Source organism: Dietzia sp. UCD-THP, from assembly GCF_000349585.1.
Classification (GTDB): domain Bacteria; phylum Actinomycetota; class Actinomycetes; order Mycobacteriales; family Mycobacteriaceae; genus Dietzia; species Dietzia natronolimnaea_A.
In genome coordinates this window covers 57763-74019 of the sequence record NZ_KB714657.1, presented here as the reverse complement: position 1 = coordinate 74019, position 16257 = coordinate 57763, and the positions used below count along the sequence as shown (strand labels likewise).

Sequence of the window (16257 nt, the reverse complement as noted above, 5' to 3'; positions counted from 1 at the left end):
CGGACTCAGACCTCGTCCGGGGTGGACACCGGCCACAGCGGGGCCGGACTGTCCTCGATGCGGTACCACCCTGCAGGCTTGTCGCCCCCGGCCTCGAATCGGGCCTTCATCGACTCGGTGAGCGCGTCGGCCTCGTACATGCGCATGAACAGGTCCACCACGTTGCCGAAGTCGAAGAAGTCACGCTGCCACTTCCACTGCTGGTCGCCGTTGTAGAGGAACCACGACCCGCCGAGTCCGTGCACCTCGTACGGCCGGCCGGTCTTCGGGTCGACGGTGTCGCGGGCGATCTGCTTCCACAGACACAGCACGTCACCGGTCTCGGGATCGATGATGGTGCGGATGTAGGGGTACTCCCAGCCGTCGAGTCCGGCCATCTCCTGGCCGAGCGCGACGTCACGGATCTCGTCCCGGCCGACGGCCATGAAGTCGTCCTTCGTGCCGTAGTTCCAGCCATAGGTGGCGTCCTCGGCGTAGAAGTCGGCGAGCGGGGTCCAGTCCTTGTTGCGCTCACATTCGGCGTTCGCCTCGATCCATCGCTCCACGAACTCGGCGATCTCGGCGCGGTCGTATCGGGTCACGTCACTCACTCCTGGGGGGTCCGGGTCCCGACGAGGCGGAGTGCCTGTGTCGGGCAGTACTTGACGGCGGCCTTGACATCCGCCAGCTGGTCGTCGGGGATCTCGCCCCGCTTGGCGCGCACCTTCGCCTCGGAGCCTTTGCCCACCGTGAACCAGTCGGGGGCCTCGGCCTGGCACTCCGCGTGCCCCTGGCACAGGTCGAAGTCCACGTCCACACGCATCGGCTGCTGTCCGGTCACCGGGGCCGCCTCCTGCGGTAGCGGACGGTGCACGGTTGGGCCAGCTGGACGACCATCTTGGAGTGGTCGTTGTGGTAGCTCTCCGGCGGCTGCGCGAGCTCGAACTCGAACTCCCGCAGCAGGATCGAGAAGATGGCCTTGATCTGGAGCTGGGCGAACGCCGCCCCCACGCAGCGGTGGCGTCCGGCGCCGAAGGGGATCCAGGTCCACCGGTTGACGATGTCCTCCTGGCGCGGCTCGGAGTAGCGCTCCGGGTCGAACGTGTCGGGGTCCGGGAAGTCCTCGGGGAGCCGGTTGGAGACCGCCGGGGAGGCCGCGACGGTCTGCCCGGCACGGACGACGTGGTCGCCGATCTGCACGTCCTCCTGCGCCACCCGCATGAGGATGATGAGCGGCGGGTGCAGACGCAGCGTCTCCTTGAGGGCGTTCTCGACCTTGGGCATCTGACGCAGTGCGCCGAAGCTGTACTCCGCGCCGTCCGAGTAGACCTCGTCGAGTTCGGCGACCACCTGCGCGAGGTAGTCCGGGTGCCTGAGCAACTCGATGAGCATCCACGCACTGGTGCCGGAGGTGGTGTGGTGCCCGGCGAACATCATGGAGATGAAGATGCCGGTGACCTCGTCCGGGGTGAAGCGATACGTGCCGTCGTCGTTCTTCACGGAGACCAGGACGTCGAGCAGATCCCGGTCCTCTTTGTCCGCCGGAGGGTTGGCGACCCTCTCCTCCATGATCGCCGACACGAGCTCCACCAGTCCGGCCCGGGCCGCGTCCCGCCTGCGGAACGCGGGGATGTCCGCGTAGGGGTCGATGTACGCATGCGGGTCGGTGCCCTGCTCTAGATCGTGGTACAGGTGCGCGAACCGCGCGTCGAGCTGCTCCCGGAACTTCGGGCCGATCAGGCACGCCGAGGAGGTGTAGATGGTGAGTTCGGAGAACCACTCCAGCAGGTCGATCTCGCCCTCGTCGCCCCACTCGCCCACCATCCGCTGCACCTCGTGGGGGATGGTGACGGCGTGCTGGCGCATGTGCTCGCCGCGCAGCGCGGTGTTGTGCAGCATCTCCGAGCGGCGCTCGGGGCTGGCGTCGAACACGACGCCCTCCCCGAAAACCGGCGTCATGAACGGGTAGGCGGCGGCCTGGTCGAGGGACTCGTCAGGGGCACGGAAGAAGGCCTCGTTGGCGGTCGCCCCGGAGGCCAGGCAGATGTCGCGGTCGACGATCTTGAACACGCCGAGGTCGCCGCACTCCTGGCGCACCCGCCGGAACAGGCCGATCGGGTCGGTGCGGAGTTCGTCCATGTGCCCGAGCTCGTCCTCCCCGCCGGAGACCCGCCGAGGTTCGGTGAGGGTGGAGACGTCGGTGGGCGTGTCGATGGAGCCGTCGGTACTGGTCACGAGTAGTCCTCCTCGATTGGGGCCTCCGGCTGGATCTCCAGCTCGGTGATCTGGGCGCCACGGGGCATCGACACCATGGCGGCGACCCCCCGGGCGAGGTCGGCCGGTTTGCACATGCGCGGGTGACGACCGAAGCCGTGTCTGACCCAGTCGTTGATGACCGACTCCGCGGTGTCCGCGTCGAACTCGGTGCCCATCTCGGTCATCACCGGCCCGGGGCGGACCACCCCGAGGCGGATCCCCGTGCCCTCGAGTTCCTTGCGGGCCTGGTGTGCCATCGTCTCCAGGCCGGCCTTGGCCGCGACGTACGCGCCGGAGCGGGGCCTGGCGGTATAGGCCACGTCGGATCCGATGAGGACCACGTCTCCCCGACGGCGGTCGACCATCCCGGGGACCACGGCGTGGAGGAGTCGCTGCACGGAGAGCAGGTGGATGTCGATCTGGGCGGCGAAGTCCTCGGGGTCCATCTCCCACACCCGGGCCATCCTCAGGCTGCCCGCGCTGGAGACCAGGACCTCGGGCGGGCCGTATGCCTCGCCGGCGGCGGCCACGAACCCGGCGACCGAGTCGGCGCTGGTCACGTCGACCGGCCGGGCGATGGCCCGTCCCCCGGCGTCCCGGATCCGGCCCACGAGGTCGTCGAGGCGGTCGGCGCGACGGGCCCCCACGACGACGGGGTGGCCGAGCGCCGCCAGCGCCTCCGCGGAGGCACGTCCGATCCCGGAGGAGGCGCCCGTGACGAGTGCGGGACGCTCAGCCGCGTCCCGATGCGGTGGGAACTTCAGGCTCATGAGCGCCTGACCTCGACGCGCATGGGCAGGTGTGCGAAGCCGCGCACGTTGGACGAGTGCACGCGCTCGGCGCCGGGGAGGATCTCGTACCCCGTGATCGACCGCGAGATCTGGTCGAGCGCGATCCGCCCCTCGAGCCGCGCGAGGTGCGCGCCGAGGCAGAAGTGCGGCCCCTGCCCGAAGCTCAGGCTCGCGGAGGTGTCACGGCCGAGGCGAAAGGTCTCGGGGTCCTCGAACACCTCCTCGTCGCGGTTGGCCGCGCCGATCAGCAGGAGCACCTTCTGGTCTGCGGGGATGGTGACGCCGCGGACCGTGACGTCCTGCATCGTCGTGCGCAGGACCAACTGGCTGGACGTGTCGTAGCGCAGCGTCTCCTCGACCCACTCGCTCACCCGCTCGGGGTCCTCGATCACCAGCTGCGACTGGTCCGGGTTCCGGTGCCCCCAGAACATCGCGTTGGCGAGCAGCTTGGTGGTGGTCTCGTTGCCCGCCACCACCATGAGGAAGAGGAAGGACAGGATCTCGTCCTCGTCGAGCTTCTCCCCGTCGATCTCGGCGTCGATCAGGGCCGAGGTCAGGTCCTCGGTCCGCTCCCTGCGCCGCTCGGAGACCATGCCCTGGTAGTAGGTGATGAGGTCGAGGGCGGCGACCATCGAGTCCTCGGGCACGTCCTGGCCGCCCTCCTCACGGTGCATGACCAGGTCTGCGAGCCGGCGGAGCTCGTCGCGGTCCGACTCGGGCACTCCCATCAGGTCCGAGATGACGTCCATCGGCAGTTTGCCCGCGTAGTCCTGGACGAAGTCGAACTCGTCGCCGTCGCGGGATGTGGCCAGGCACTCGTCCCAGTACCGACGGGAGATCCGCGCGATGCCCTCCGAGAGCGCGTCGACCCGCCGGGAGGTGAACCCCTTGCTCACGAGCTTGCGCAGCCGGGCGTGCCTGGGGTCGTCCATCGCCAGGAAGGACATGGTCTTGTAGGCGTGCCGTCCGTACGCCGCCGGGTCGAGGGAGACCCCCATCGAGTTGGAGAACACGTCGGGCGCGCGGAACGCCTCACGGACGTCGGCGTGCCTGCTCAACGCCCAGAAGTCGAGATCCGGGTTGTGGTAGACGGGGGCCTCGGCCCGCAGCCGGGCGTAGAACGGGTACGGGTCCTCGTGGACGGCGTAGTCGTACGGGCTGAACACGAGCGGGGCGGGTGTCGCGGTGGTCATGTCTCGAGGTCACCTCAGGATGAGTCGGGCGGCGGACTCGATGGCGTCCGCCATGTCGGAGTAGGAGCCGTAGCCCATGCCCGCACGGACGAGCGCTCCGGCGTAGACCATCTCCAGCGCGTCGATCACCTCGTCGTCGGCCTCATCACCCAGCGCGGCCGTCAGGCGCCGACGGATGTCGGCGCCGATCCGGATCCTCAGGTGGGACACCTCCGGGTCGTCACCCAGGAGGGCCGCGGTGACCGCCGAGGAGAGCTCGGGCTCGTCCGCCACCAGCAGCGCGACGTCGCGCAGGACCGCCACCACCCTGTCCACCGTGGTGCCGGTCGAGGCGCCCTCGGTGACGTGGTCGCGCAGGCGCCGCCAGAACACCTCGGCGATGAGGTGGCCCTTGGAGGAGAAGTAGGTGTACGCGGTGGCGGGGGCGACCCCGGCCTTGGCCGCCACGGCCCGGACCGCGAGGCCGCCCGGCCCCTTTTCGCGCAAGACCTCGACAGCGGCACTGGTGAGGCGGTCGACGGTCTCGGCCTGCTGGCCGTTGAGACGCCGTCGCGTGGATTCGAAATGCACGTCACTGGACATGTGTCTGGACAGTACACCACTCGCCGGACTATCGTCTAGACAGTTGTCTACCCACTGGATGTCCATCAACCCTGACGGAAGGCCCCCCGTGACGACGAGCACCACCTACGACGCCCCGCTCCTCATCGGCGGCGAGCTGCGCCCGGCCTCCGGGGGCGGCACGTTCGACGTCCTCAACCCCGCCACGGAGGAGGTGATCGGCCGCGCCGCCGACGCCGGCCCGGAGGACATGGCCGCCGCGATCGAGGCCGCCCGCACCGCGTTCGACACCACCACGTGGTCCACCGATCATGCCTTCCGCGCCTCGTGCCTGCGGCAGCTTCGGGACGCCCTGCAGGCCCACACCGAGGAGCTGCGCGCGCTGACCATCGCCGAGGTGGGCGCACCGCACATGTTCACCACCGGTCCCCAGCTGGAGGGGCCCGTCGCCGACCTGGGCTGGCTCGCCGACCTGGTCGAGGCCTACGACTGGGTCGAGGACCTCGGCGAGTCCGAGGTGATGGGGGTGCGTTCCCGCCGGACGACGCACCGGGAGGCGATCGGCGTGGTCGGTGCCATCACCCCGTGGAACTTCCCCAACCAGATCAACCTGGCCAAGATCGGGCCCGCGTTGGCCGCGGGATGCACCGTGGTGCTCAAGCCCGCCCCGGACACCCCGCTCATCGCCGCCGCGGTGGCCCGCATCGCCGCCGAGGAGACCGACATCCCCGCGGGCGTGCTGGGCGTGGTCTCGTCCTCGGACCACGGGGTGGGTGCCCAGCTGAGCACCGACCCCCGCGTCGATCTGGTCTCGTTCACCGGATCCACCGCCACCGGCAAGAAGATCATGATGGCCGCGTCGGAGACCCTCAAGAAGGTCTTCCTCGAGCTGGGTGGCAAGTCCGCCGCCGTGGTCCTGGACGATGCGGACCTGAACGCCGCGTGCTTCATGACGGCCCTCAACGCCTGCACCCACGCCGGTCAGGGCTGCGCCCTCACCACGCGCTTGCTGGTGCCGCGCGAGAAGTACGACGAGGCCGTCAACGCCGCCAAGGGCGCGATGGCCGCCTTCGCGCCGGGCGACCCCACCGACCCCGGCACCCTGTGCGGGCCGGTGATCTCCGCGGTCCAGCGCGAGCGGGTCGAGGGGTACATCGCCCTGGCCGTGGAGGAGGGCGGCACCATCGAGATCGGCGGCGGTCGCCCCTCCGGCGAGGAGAAGTCGAGGGGCTTCTGGGTGGAGCCCACGCTGATCTCCGGACTCGACAACACCGCGCGGGTGGCCCGGGAGGAGATCTTCGGACCCGTGCTCGTGGTCATCCCCCACGACGGCGACGAGGACGCGATCCGGATCGCCAACGACTCCCCCTACGGACTCTCCGGCGCCGTGTGGGGCACCGACCCCCGGCGGGTCGAGAAGGTTGTCGCGGGGATCCGCACCGGGACCCTGGGGGTGAACGGCGGCGTCTGGTACGGCGCCGACGTCCCGTTCGGCGGCTACAAGCAGTCGGGCATCGGCCGCGAGATGGGCCGGCAGGGCTTCGAGGAGTACCTCGAGACCAAGTCCGTGGCGTCTCCGGCCTGACATTCCACCCCCACCCGAACCACCACCCCTGACGAAAAGGAAGAGACCACAGATATGGGACGTTTTGACGGCAAGTCCGTGATCGTGACCGGCGCGGCCGGCGGGATCGGCGAGGAGTACGCCAAGGCCCTCGCCGCGGAGGGCGCGAAGGTCGTGGTGGCCGACGTCTCGGACACCGAGGGACAGCGCGTGGCGCAGGAGATCACCGCGGCCGGTGGGGAGGCGTTCTTCCAGCACACCGACGTCTCCGACCCGGACTCGGCCGGGGCCTGCGCCGAGGCCGCCGTGGACAGGTTCGGCCGGCTGGACATGCTGGTCAACAACGCCGCGATCTTCGGCGGGATGAAACTCGACTTCCTCATCACCGTGCCGTGGGACTACTACGAGAAGTTCATGTCGGTGAACCTGAACGGTCAGCTGATCATGGTCCGCGCCTGCTGGGAGAAGATGGCGGCCGCCGGCGGTGGCGCCATCGTCAACCAGTCCTCCACCGCCGCGTGGCTCTACTCGGGCTTCTACGGCCTGGCCAAGGTGGGTGTCAACGGGCTCACCCAGCAGTTGGCCACCGAACTGGGCGGGTCCAACATCCGCATCAACGCGATCGCGCCCGGCCCGATCGACACCGAGGCCAACCGCTCGACCACCCCACAGTCCATCGTCAAGGACATGGTGGACAAGCTCCCGCTCAAGAGGATGGGACAGCCGGAGGACCTGGTCGGGATGCTGCTCTTCCTGCTCTCGGACGAGGCGTCGTGGATCACCGGTCAGATCTTCAACGTCGACGGCGGACAGGTCATCAGGTCGTGAGCGTGAACCCGGCCGACATCTCCGGGCAGGGCGCCGGAGCCGCACCCGTGGGTCCGGGCTCCCCGGAGGACTCCCCCGCGCCCGTCGGGTTCATCGGGCTGGGCAACATGGGCGCGCCCATCGCCCGTCGGTTGCTGTCGTGGCCCGGCGGCCTGGTCGTCTGCGACGTCCGCCCCGAGGCGACCGAACCGTTCACCGCGGAGGGGGCCACCTCCGGCGCGACACCGGCCGAGGTGGCCCGGACGGCCAGACTCGTCTCGGTGACGGTTCTCGACGACGCGCAGGTCCGTGACGTCGTCGACGGCCCCGACGGGATCCTGCGCACGGCCGGTCCGGGAACGGTGGTGGCGGTCCATTCCACCATCTCCGACTCCACGGCCGTAGAGCTCGCCAGGGCGTGCGGAACGCACGGCGTACACCTGGTGGACGCCCCGGTCTCGGGCGGGGCACCAGGCGCGGAAAAGGGGGAGCTCGCGGTGATGGTGGGCGGGACGCGCGAGGTCTACGAGGCCTGCAAGCCCGTCTTCGCGCTGTGGGCCGCGCTGCCGGTCCACGCCGGCGAGGTGGGGGCGGGTACGCGGATGAAGCTGGCCCGCAACCTGCTGCACTTCATCTCGTTCACCGCCGCCGCCGAGGCTTCCCGATTGGCGGAGGCCGCGGGACTCGACATCGCCACGCTGGGCCGCGTGGTGCGGCACACCGACGCCATCACCGGTGGCGCCGGCGCGGTGATGTTGCGGGACACCACCGCGCCGATCGCCCCCGACGACTTCTGGCACGGTGTCTTCACCCACGTCCGGGGCCTCGGCGAGAAGGACCTCTCACTGGCCCTGGATCTCGGGCAGCGGCTGGAGGTGGACCTGCCGCTCGGGACCATCGCGTTGCGCGACCTGGGCTCCGGTTTCGGCGTGGGGCCGGGAGAGATCGCCCGCCGCGCCGCGGGCGCGCCCGGGGATGACGGCGGTATCACCGACGACGACGAGGGAGCACGATGAGCGACACGGCAGAATCCGGGATGTCCCCGGAGCGCGAGCGCGGGCTGGCCATGATGACCGAGGTCTACGGCTTCGAGATGACCGACGGGCCGGGTGACTACTTCGCCGAGACCGCGGACCACCTGTTCGGGCGCGTGTGGTCCCGACCCGGTCTGAGCCACCGCGACCGCCGCCTGCTCCTGCTGGGCGCGCTCACCGCTCAGGGGAACACGGACATCGCCGACATCCAGGTGGGCGCCGCGCTGGGCAACGGCGAGCTGACACCCGAGGAACTGGAGGAGATCGTGCTGTTCCTCTGCTACTACGCGGGCTGGCCGAACGGCACCAAGCTGGGCAACGTGGTGGGCCCGCACGTCGCGCACGCCCGGAAGGCCGCCCGGCGGGCCGAGGCGGGGAACGATGGCCGCGACTGAGCGCCCGGCCGAGGGCGGGGATCGCGGGCGGAGTCATGAGCGATAGGTTTGTGCCATGACCGCTCCCGAGATCGACCAGGCGCTGCTCGACGTGGCGCTCGCCGCCCCCGGCTTCATGCCGCTGGACGAGGGCCGCACCCTCTACGAGATCGCCTGCGAGTACCTGGGCGACGGCGTGGGCGTAGAGATCGGCACCTACTGCGGCCGGTCCACGGTGTTCCTCGGCGCGGCCGCGAGGGTGACCGGCGGAAGCATCGTCACCGTCGACCACCACCGTGGGTCCGAGGAGCACCAGCCGGGGTGGGAGTACCACGACACCACGCTGGTCGACCCGCACACCGGCCGCCTGGAGACCCTCGTGGCGTTCCGGCACACGATCTGGGACGCGGGACTGGACGACGTGGTGACCGCCGCGGTGGGCACGTCCCGGCAGGTCGCGAAGATCTGGGGCACGCCGGCCTCGTTCGTGTTCATCGACGGGGGGCACTCCTCCGAGGCCGCGCAGGCCGACTACGAGGGCTGGGCCCCGTGGGTCGCGGTGGGCGGCGCCCTGCTGATCCACGACGTGTTCCCGAACCCCGAGGACGGCGGACGCCCGCCGTACGAGATCTACTGCCGCGCCCTGGAGTCCGGGCAGTTCACCGAGGTGCGCGCGGTGGACTCGCTGCGCGTCCTGCGGCGCGACTCGGGCGAGGTCGGCGCCCCCATGCCCTAGGTGGTCAGTATACCCAGGGCCCGCACCGACCCGCACCGACCCGCACCGAGGTTCACACCGCCCACCGGCCGCCCGCGCTCCACGCATCACCCGAGCCCGGGCGGCCGCGCCGTGTGTGGAGGAACCTGCCGACCACGGCCGCCCCGAGGTCGTCGACGTCCGGGGCCACCACGGTGCCGCCGACCCGGCGGGCCAACGCCTCGAGAAAGCGGCCGAGCCCGGGGTCGTCCCCGAGCCGGAAGAACGTGGTCTGCGCACCGAACCGCGCCACGCGGTCCAACTCGTCGACGGTCGTGCGGATCGTCTCCGGTGCGGGTGGGTAGCCGAACCACGGGTCCCCGCTGCCCAGGAGGTGGGCGGTGGGCTCGCCGTCGGTGACGACGAGCAGGACCGGCTGCATCGACGGGTGCTTTCGGAAGAACCGGCCGGCCAGCAACAGAGCGTGGTGCAGGTTGGTGCCCATCTCGTACTCCGCGTCGAGGGAGAGCAGGTCCTCCACCGTCCTGGTCTGGGCGAAGCGGCCGAACGAGATGAGCTGGAAAGTGTCCTGCCGGAACCGTGTGCTCACCAGGTGGTGCAGGGCCAGCGCGGTGCGCTTCATCGGGACCCATCGGCCCTCCATGGCCATCGAGAACGACGTGTCGACCAGCAGCGCGACGGCGGCCTGGGTCCGCGACTCCGTCTCCCTGACCTCGATGTCGTCCGGCAGCAGCCGGATTCCCTGTCCCGGGTCCCCACCCTCGGCCACGACCCGGGACAGGGCGTTGGTGACGGTCCGCGGCACGTCCCACGACTCCACGTCACCGAACCGCCAGGCGCGGCTCGCTCCCGTCTGGTCCCCCGCCGCCCCGGACATCCGCGTCTCGCGGGCGCCGGTGCGACCCGAGAGCCGACGGGCGGCGTCACGCAGCAGGGAACCGCCGAGCTTGCGCAGTGCGGCCGGGGACAGCCTCAGGTCGCCGTCGGGGCGCCTGCTCAGGTAACCCGAGTCGCGCATCGACTGCTCGAGCCGCGCCAGCGTGCGCAGGGAGACCGCGGCCTCTCCCCCGAGGTGGCGGGCCACGGCCTCGAGGTCCAGCTCGGACAGGGGCGAACCCTCGCTGCCCCGCGCCAGCTGCTCGGCGAGACGGTCCAGGTCACCGAGCTCCGCCATCGCCGCGGCACCCTCGGAGAAACCGAGTCCCTCCTCGCCGTCGAAGTCCGCGGAGCCGTCCCAGTCCTCGCCGGGTCTGAGCGACTGCAGTAGCCCGTCGAGCCGACCCAGCTGCTCCATGAGTTCCGGTGAGCCGAACGCCTGCTGCGAGAGCGCCATCAACTCCTCCCGCTGCTCCGGCGTCATCGACCGCATCATCCGCTGCGCGGCCGCCGCGCGCCGGGCCAGCACGTCGATGAGCTCGTCGATGTCGGCCGGCTGCTCCGGGAAGGAGTCCGAGTGCTTGTCCATGAACCGCTCGAAGTCCTCGGGGGTGTCCTGCCCACGAGCGTGCTTGTCGAGCAACTCGGTGAGGTCGGCGAGCATCTCCGACACCGCCGCACGATCGGCGTCGGTCGCGTTCTCCAGGGCCTGTTTCATCCCCGCGAAGCGCGACTCGAGCGCCTCCTCTCCGAGGAGATCCTGGATCCTCCTGTAGGCCTCCCACGCATCGGAGGAGGCCCAGTCGTACTCGGCGAGCTCGCCGACCGCCGCGGCCGGGGAATCCGGGAGGTTCTCGATGGTCATCTCTCGCAGGGTGCGATCCATCGGGTCCATCTGCGTGTCCCGGGCGAGCTGCCCGCGTTCGGCCAACAGCGCCTTGTCCAACAGCTCGGACACCTCCTCCAGGGTCCCGCCCAGGTGGCCGCGCTCGAGCAGTTCACGGCGCCGACGCTGCACCCTGCCCGCGAGGTCGTCGAGACCGGCCTGGCCCCGACCGCCCCGGCGGAGGAACTCGCGCATCGACTGCTCGGGCGAGTACCCGGACATCACCCCCTCGGACACCGCCTCGAGCGCCTCGGACAGGTCGAGCGGGGGCGCGAGAGGGTCGGGGCCTCCGACGTATCGTCCGTACCGCGCGCGGGGCTCGTCTCGCGACATCGCGTCCCTCCTGCTCCGGCGGCTCCTCGGCCACCATCGTCGACCCCGGGGGGTCAACCGTAGACGGCGGCGCCGTCCCCGGTCTCCTTGGACAGGCGCCGCGAGAGGTAGAGCCCCTCCAGCGCGAACTCGATCGCCCCCGCCCTCTGCCCCACGGTCTGGGCGCCCGCGCGCTCGGCGATCCGGTCGTAGAGGTCCGGATCGGAGAGCTCGGGCAGGTCGTCGAGGAACTCCGCCGCGGTGACACTGGCGCCGGTGGTCAGGGTCACCGACCCGTCGAACGCCTCGACGAGGGGGGCCAGGTCGAGACCGCGGAACATCTCGCGCACCACGTCGACCGTGGCGCTGCGCAGGAGATAGCGGAGGATCTCCGTCTCGCGGCCCTCCTCACCCGGCTCGAACTCGATCTTCCCGCGCAGCACCTCCACGGCGGCGTCGACGTCGACCAGCCGCGCGACCGCCTCGCCCGGGTCGTCGGTCCCCCGGACGGCGGCGCGCCGCCTGGCCGCGGCCGCGACGGTCTCGGCGCCGGCGATCGCGAAGCGCGCGGACACGCCGGAGGACTGGTTGACCGACTCCGAGGTCCGCAGTTCGCGCGTGAACCGGGCGAGCAGTTCCATCACGGCGTCCGGAACCTCCGCGGTGAGCTCCGCCTCCTGGCGCACGACCTCGATCTCGTCGGACAGGTCCAGCGGGTAGTGCGTGCGGATCTCGGCGCCGAACCGATCCTTGAGCGGGGTGATGATGCGTCCGCGGTTGGTGTAGTCCTCCGGGTTCGCCGAGGCCACCACCAGGACGTCGAGGGGAAGACGCAGGACGTACCCGCGGATCTGGACGTCCCGCTCCTCCATGACGTTGAGCAGCGCCACCTGGATGCGCTCGGCCAGGTCGGGGAGTTCGTTGAGCGCCACGATCCCGCGGTTCGCGCGGGGTACCAGACCGTAGTGGATCGTCTCCGGGTCGCCGAGGCGCCGTCCCTCCGCCACCCGCATCGGGTCGACGTCGCCGATCATGTCCGCCACGGAGGTGTCCGGGGTCGAGAGCTTCTCGACGTAGCGCTCGGTCCGGTGCCGCCAGTCGATCGCCAGTGAGTCCCCCTCGCGGGCGATCCGCTCCCGCGTCGCCGGGGTGATCGGAGCGAGTGGGTCCTCCCCCAGCTCGGATCCCGCGACGACGGGCGACCACTCGTCGAGCAGGCCCACCAGGGTGCGCAGCAGGCGTGTCTTGCCCTGCCCGCGCTCGCCCAGCAGGACGATGTCGTGACCGGCGATGACCGCCCTCTCGAGTTGCGGGATGACCGTCGTGTCGAAACCGTGCATCCCCGGCCAGGGATCGCGGCCCGCGGCCAGTCCGGCGAGGAGGTTCTCGCGCATCTCCTCGCGCAGGCTGCGGCTGGTGTACCCCGCGGCGCGCAGGTCGCCGAGGGTCTGGACGTCCGGCTTGTCGCTCACGGGGCCCACGGTAGTCCTCCTCGCGGCCCCGTGCCCCGACCCGAGCCGGGCCTGGGTCGGCGGGGATGGGGTGCGACAGGGTGTCGAGGTCGGGATTCAGTCCTCGATCGGCACCCGGTGGTCGCTCGCGATCGACACCCTGTTGAACGCGTTGATCAGGACGATCGACCACTCCAGCGCCGAGAGCTGGTCGTCGTCGAAGTGCTCGGCGGCGGCGGCCGTGGCCTCCTCGCGCTCGGTCACCCCGTCCAACCGCGTGAGGGTCTCGGCCAGGCGTAGCGCGGCGCGTTCGGGGGCACCGAAATCGTCGATGTCCCGCCAGGCCGGCAACAGGTCGAGGCGATCCTGCGACACCCCCGCCTTCCGCGCGGCCGGGACGTGCGTGGCCAGACAGGCAGCGCACCCGTTGAGCTGGGAGACCCTGACGTTGACCAACTCGATCAGCGCCTCCTCCAGGCCCGCCCCGGTCGACGCCTCCCGGGAGGCGACCGCGGTGCGGACGAGCTGCTTGTAGACCTCACGCTGGGCGCGGTCCAGCTGCGGGACACCCATGATCAGGCGTCCTCCCCGGCCCGTGCCCGCGCCGCCGGGTTCGCCCTCGGCGTGAGCACGCTGCCGGGCAGCGTGGGCGCGGGGAGGCGGGTGAGCCCGTCGGGGTTGCGCCCGATATACCCGTCGACCCGCCCGAAGCGATCCGACCCGTCCTCCCACTCCTGCCGGTAGCGCACGATCTCGTCGTGGCTGCGGCCGATGAAGTTCCACCACATGACGATCTCCTCGCCGAACGGGGTGCCACCGATGAGGATCATGCGCGCCGGGGTGGATCCAGTGTTGTCGATCGTCAGGGTGGCCTCGCCGACCCCCGTGTAACCCAGTTGCGCGGGGTGGACTGTCACACCCTCGAGCGTGATGTCGCCGGTGTCCACCAGGAGCCCGTGTTCGAACTCCGGGTCGACATCGAGGGTGAGCCGGGCTCCGGGGTCCAGTCGGAGCTCCGCGCCCAGGAGCGGGGTGAAGGTCGCGACGGGCGACGACGAGCCCAGCAACGACCCGATGAAGACCAACGCCGATCCGCCCTCGTACTCCACCCTCTCGGGAACGTGGTGCTCGAACGCCCGGCCGCTGGTCTCGCGGTCCCTCTCGGGCAGCACCGTCCACAGCTGCACGCCGTGCAGAACGCCCGTGTCCTGGGTCGAGACCTCGGTGTGGCAGATCCCCGCTCCGGAGGTCATGAGGTTGACCTCGCCGGGCCGGACCACCGCGTGGTTGTCACCGGAGTCGTGGTGGGTCACCGCGCCCTCGAACAGCCAGCTGACGGTCTGGAGTCCGGTGTGTGGGTGGGAGGGCACGTCCATACCGCCGGTGGCCGACACGTCGTCCGGACCGTAGTGGTCGACGAAGCACCAGGCTCCGATCAGAGAGCGCTGACGTTGCGGCAGGGTCCGCCTGACCGTCATCGCGCGCGGTCCGCCGAGGGGCACGTCACGGGAGGTGATGATCTCCACCGCGGCACCGCCCGGTTCGGGTCCGCCGGGTGCTCCCCCCGCCTCGCAGTCGATCTCCTCCGGACGGGCGTCGAGGTTGCTCACGACCGCACCTCCGCGTCGGCGGCGCTGAGGGTGTCGGCCGCCTCGCGCCGCATCTCGAGCCGTCTGTCGGCGATCTTGCCGCCCAGGGCCAGGGTGAGCGCCCTGTCCACGACCGGGACCGGCAGGTGGTCCAGGAGCCTGCGGCCGAGGTCCCACTTCACGGCGTAGCGGTGGCGGGGACGGGCTGTGGTGCCGGCGGTCCACACGGCCTCCGCGAGGACGCGGGGATCGGCCGCCTTGTCGTCCTCCCCCGCCGCCATCTCGCCCATCACGGCGGCCATGGCGGCGAAGGGGGAACCCGGGAGCGTGGACTCCTGGAAGCGGCGCCGGATCGAGGCGGTCATCCCCGTGCGGAACGGGCCCGGTTGGATGAGCACCACGTCCAGGCCGAGGAACATGAGTTCGCGCCGGAGCGAGTCACCGTAGGCCTCGATCGCGTGCTTGCTCATGGCGTAGGCGCCGTTCATCGGCATCGCGTGTTGGGGCCCGGTCTCCGAGCTGATGAGGACCACGCGTCCGCTACTGGCGCGGAGCAGGTCGAACATCGCGTGGACCGTCCGGACGGTCCCCATGACGTTCACGTCCAGCACCTGCTGGACCCGGTCGGGGTCGGTCTCGGCGAGCGGTCCGATCCCCAGGATCCCGGCGAAGGTGATCAGCGCGTCGAGACGGCCGTGGTCCGCGCGGACCCGGTCGGCGAGCGCCTCGAGTGACACGGTGTCGGTCACGTCGACCGCCGCGGGCGTGATCCCGACGCCGCCCGGTGGTGCGCTGAGGTCGGCGGCGACCACGTGCCACCCGCGGGCGGCGTAGAGCGCGGCCGTGGCGGCACCGAGGCCGCCCCCGGCTCCGGTGATGACGACGACGGGGGTGCCGGAGGCGGTGGCGGAGGTCATACCGCCGACGGTACCGGCGCGGCGGGGCCGCCGTGAGGGGCTCGGGCGCGGGAACCGGCGAATCGGACCCCGCCTTGCGTCAGGCGCCGACGTGCAGTCCGAGTTTGCCGGCCAAACGGTCGATGTAGGCCAGTACCTCCTCCTCGGATCTCTCCGGTGTGCCGTAGACCAGCTCGTGCACCCCCAACTCCCGGTACATCTCGATCTTCTCGGGGACCGGCTTGCCGTCGAGCACCACGATGTACGGCTCCCCCTCCCGGCCGGCCTCCGCCCACAACTCCCGCAACTGCCGGACGCTCCCCGCGATGTCCTGGGAGATGGGAGTGCTCATCCACCCGTCGGCACTGCGGCAGATCCATTTGAAGTTCTTCTCGTTTCCCGCCGCACCGACGAGCGTGCGGGGTCCGCCGGACTGAACGGTCTTGGGCCAGGCCCAGCTGGGGCCGAAGTCCACGAACCGCCCGTGGTACTCGGCCTCCTCCCGACTCCACAGCTCGCGCATGGCCTCGAGGTACTCGCGCAGCATGGTACGGCGCAGCTTCGGCGGGACGTTGTGGTCGGCCATCTCGTCGAGGTTCCAGCCGTACCCCACCCCGAGTACCGTGCGGCCGCCCGAGAGGTGGTCGACCGAGGCGATGGTCTTGGCCAGGGTGATGGGGTCGCTCTCGACCGGGATCGCGACGGCCGTGCCGAGGCGGATCGTCGAGGTGACCGAGGAGACCGCGGCGAGCGTGACCCAGGGGTCGAGCGTGCGGCTGTAGCGCTCGTCGGGCAGCTCGGCCCCGCCGGTGCCCGGGTGCGCGGCCTCGCGCCGGATCGGGATGTGGGTGTGCTCGGGTACATAGAACGCCGAGAACCCCGCCTTCTCCGCGGCCACCGCGGCCACCGTCGGCCGGATCCCCCGATCACTCGTGAACAAGGTGAGTCCGAATTGCATGGGCGCTCCTCGTGC

General features: G+C 70.9%; 17 protein-coding genes. 5 read left to right on the top strand and 12 right to left on the bottom strand.

The annotated features are described in order from the left end of the window. Positions 1-5 precede the first annotated feature (5 nt). The 6 genes from H483_RS35580 to H483_RS35555 all read right to left on the bottom strand — a co-directional run bounded on the left by H483_RS35580 (position 6) and on the right by H483_RS35555 (position 4801). Positions 6-581, bottom strand: coding sequence for a hypothetical protein (locus H483_RS35580; protein WP_017838163.1), 576 nt, complete (start codon positions 579-581; stop codon positions 6-8). A 5-nt stretch (positions 582-586) separates the two neighbouring features. Continuing rightward, entirely contained in the window at positions 587-802 is a 216-nt protein-coding gene (locus H483_RS35575) for a ferredoxin (protein WP_031265186.1), read from the bottom strand. 14 nt (positions 803-816) lie between these two features. Beyond that, the gene (locus tag H483_RS35570; protein ID WP_042330204.1) at positions 817-2118 is read right to left on the bottom strand and encodes a cytochrome P450; all 1302 of its coding nucleotides are present in this window, start codon (positions 2116-2118) and stop codon (positions 817-819) included. A gap of 92 nt (positions 2119-2210) precedes the next feature. Then, entirely contained in the window at positions 2211-3005 is a 795-nt protein-coding gene (locus tag H483_RS35565) for an SDR family oxidoreductase (RefSeq protein WP_017838160.1), read from the bottom strand. Beyond that, positions 3002-4219 carry a cytochrome P450 gene (locus H483_RS35560; RefSeq protein ID WP_017838159.1) on the bottom strand — a complete coding sequence of 406 codons (1218 nt, stop codon included), beginning with the start codon at positions 4217-4219 and terminating at the stop codon, positions 3002-3004. The genes H483_RS35565 and H483_RS35560 overlap by 4 nt, the downstream gene beginning before the upstream one ends. Before the next feature lie 9 nt (positions 4220-4228). Beyond that, positions 4229-4801, bottom strand: coding sequence for a TetR/AcrR family transcriptional regulator (locus tag H483_RS35555; protein WP_017838158.1), 573 nt, complete (start codon positions 4799-4801; stop codon positions 4229-4231). An 88-nt stretch (positions 4802-4889) separates the two neighbouring features. Here H483_RS35555 and H483_RS35550 point away from each other — a divergent pair, with 88 nt between their 5' ends. Genes H483_RS35550 through H483_RS35530 form a run of 5 tightly spaced genes read left to right on the top strand, consistent with a single transcriptional unit; the run spans position 4890 to position 9295 of the window. After that, positions 4890-6365: an aldehyde dehydrogenase gene (locus tag H483_RS35550; protein WP_017838157.1), complete on the top strand. Its 1476-nt coding sequence runs from the start codon at positions 4890-4892 to the stop codon at positions 6363-6365. A gap of 54 nt (positions 6366-6419) precedes the next feature. Further along, positions 6420-7172, top strand: a complete 753-nt coding sequence (locus H483_RS35545) for an SDR family oxidoreductase (RefSeq protein ID WP_017838156.1) — start codon at positions 6420-6422, stop codon at positions 7170-7172. Then, positions 7169-8167, top strand: a complete 999-nt coding sequence (locus H483_RS35540; protein ID WP_017838155.1) for an NAD(P)-dependent oxidoreductase — start codon at positions 7169-7171, stop codon at positions 8165-8167. The genes H483_RS35545 and H483_RS35540 overlap by 4 nt, the downstream gene beginning before the upstream one ends. Next, entirely contained in the window at positions 8164-8580 is a 417-nt protein-coding gene (locus tag H483_RS35535; RefSeq protein WP_017838154.1) for a carboxymuconolactone decarboxylase family protein, read from the top strand. Before H483_RS35540 ends, H483_RS35535 begins: the two co-directional genes overlap by 4 nt. Positions 8581-8635: 55 nt before the next feature. After that, a complete protein-coding gene (locus H483_RS35530) occupies positions 8636-9295 on the top strand; it encodes a class I SAM-dependent methyltransferase (protein WP_017838153.1) in 660 nt (219 codons plus the stop codon). A 52-nt stretch (positions 9296-9347) separates the two neighbouring features. On the opposite strand, the gene H483_RS35525 is transcribed toward H483_RS35530, so the two are convergent. The 6 genes from H483_RS35525 to H483_RS35500 form a co-directional block, all read right to left on the bottom strand. After that, positions 9348-11369, bottom strand: coding sequence for a VWA domain-containing protein (locus H483_RS35525; RefSeq protein WP_017838152.1), 2022 nt, complete (start codon positions 11367-11369; stop codon positions 9348-9350). Between the two features lie 53 nt (positions 11370-11422). Further along, on the bottom strand, positions 11423-12829 hold the full coding sequence (locus H483_RS35520; RefSeq protein ID WP_017838151.1) for a sigma 54-interacting transcriptional regulator: 1407 nt from the start codon (positions 12827-12829) through the stop codon (positions 11423-11425). Between the two features lie 87 nt (positions 12830-12916). Next, positions 12917-13372: a carboxymuconolactone decarboxylase family protein gene (locus H483_RS35515; RefSeq protein ID WP_017838150.1), complete on the bottom strand. Its 456-nt coding sequence runs from the start codon at positions 13370-13372 to the stop codon at positions 12917-12919. A gap of 2 nt (positions 13373-13374) precedes the next feature. After that, the gene (locus H483_RS35510) at positions 13375-14409 is read right to left on the bottom strand and encodes a pirin family protein (protein WP_017838149.1); all 1035 of its coding nucleotides are present in this window, start codon (positions 14407-14409) and stop codon (positions 13375-13377) included. Further along, positions 14406-15305 (bottom strand): SDR family NAD(P)-dependent oxidoreductase, encoded by a 900-nt coding sequence (locus H483_RS35505; RefSeq protein WP_017838148.1) that lies wholly within the window; start codon positions 15303-15305, stop codon positions 14406-14408. The genes H483_RS35510 and H483_RS35505 overlap by 4 nt, the downstream gene beginning before the upstream one ends. 79 nt (positions 15306-15384) lie before the next feature. Further along, the gene (locus tag H483_RS35500) at positions 15385-16242 is read right to left on the bottom strand and encodes an LLM class F420-dependent oxidoreductase (RefSeq protein ID WP_017838147.1); all 858 of its coding nucleotides are present in this window, start codon (positions 16240-16242) and stop codon (positions 15385-15387) included. Positions 16243-16257 lie beyond the last annotated feature (15 nt).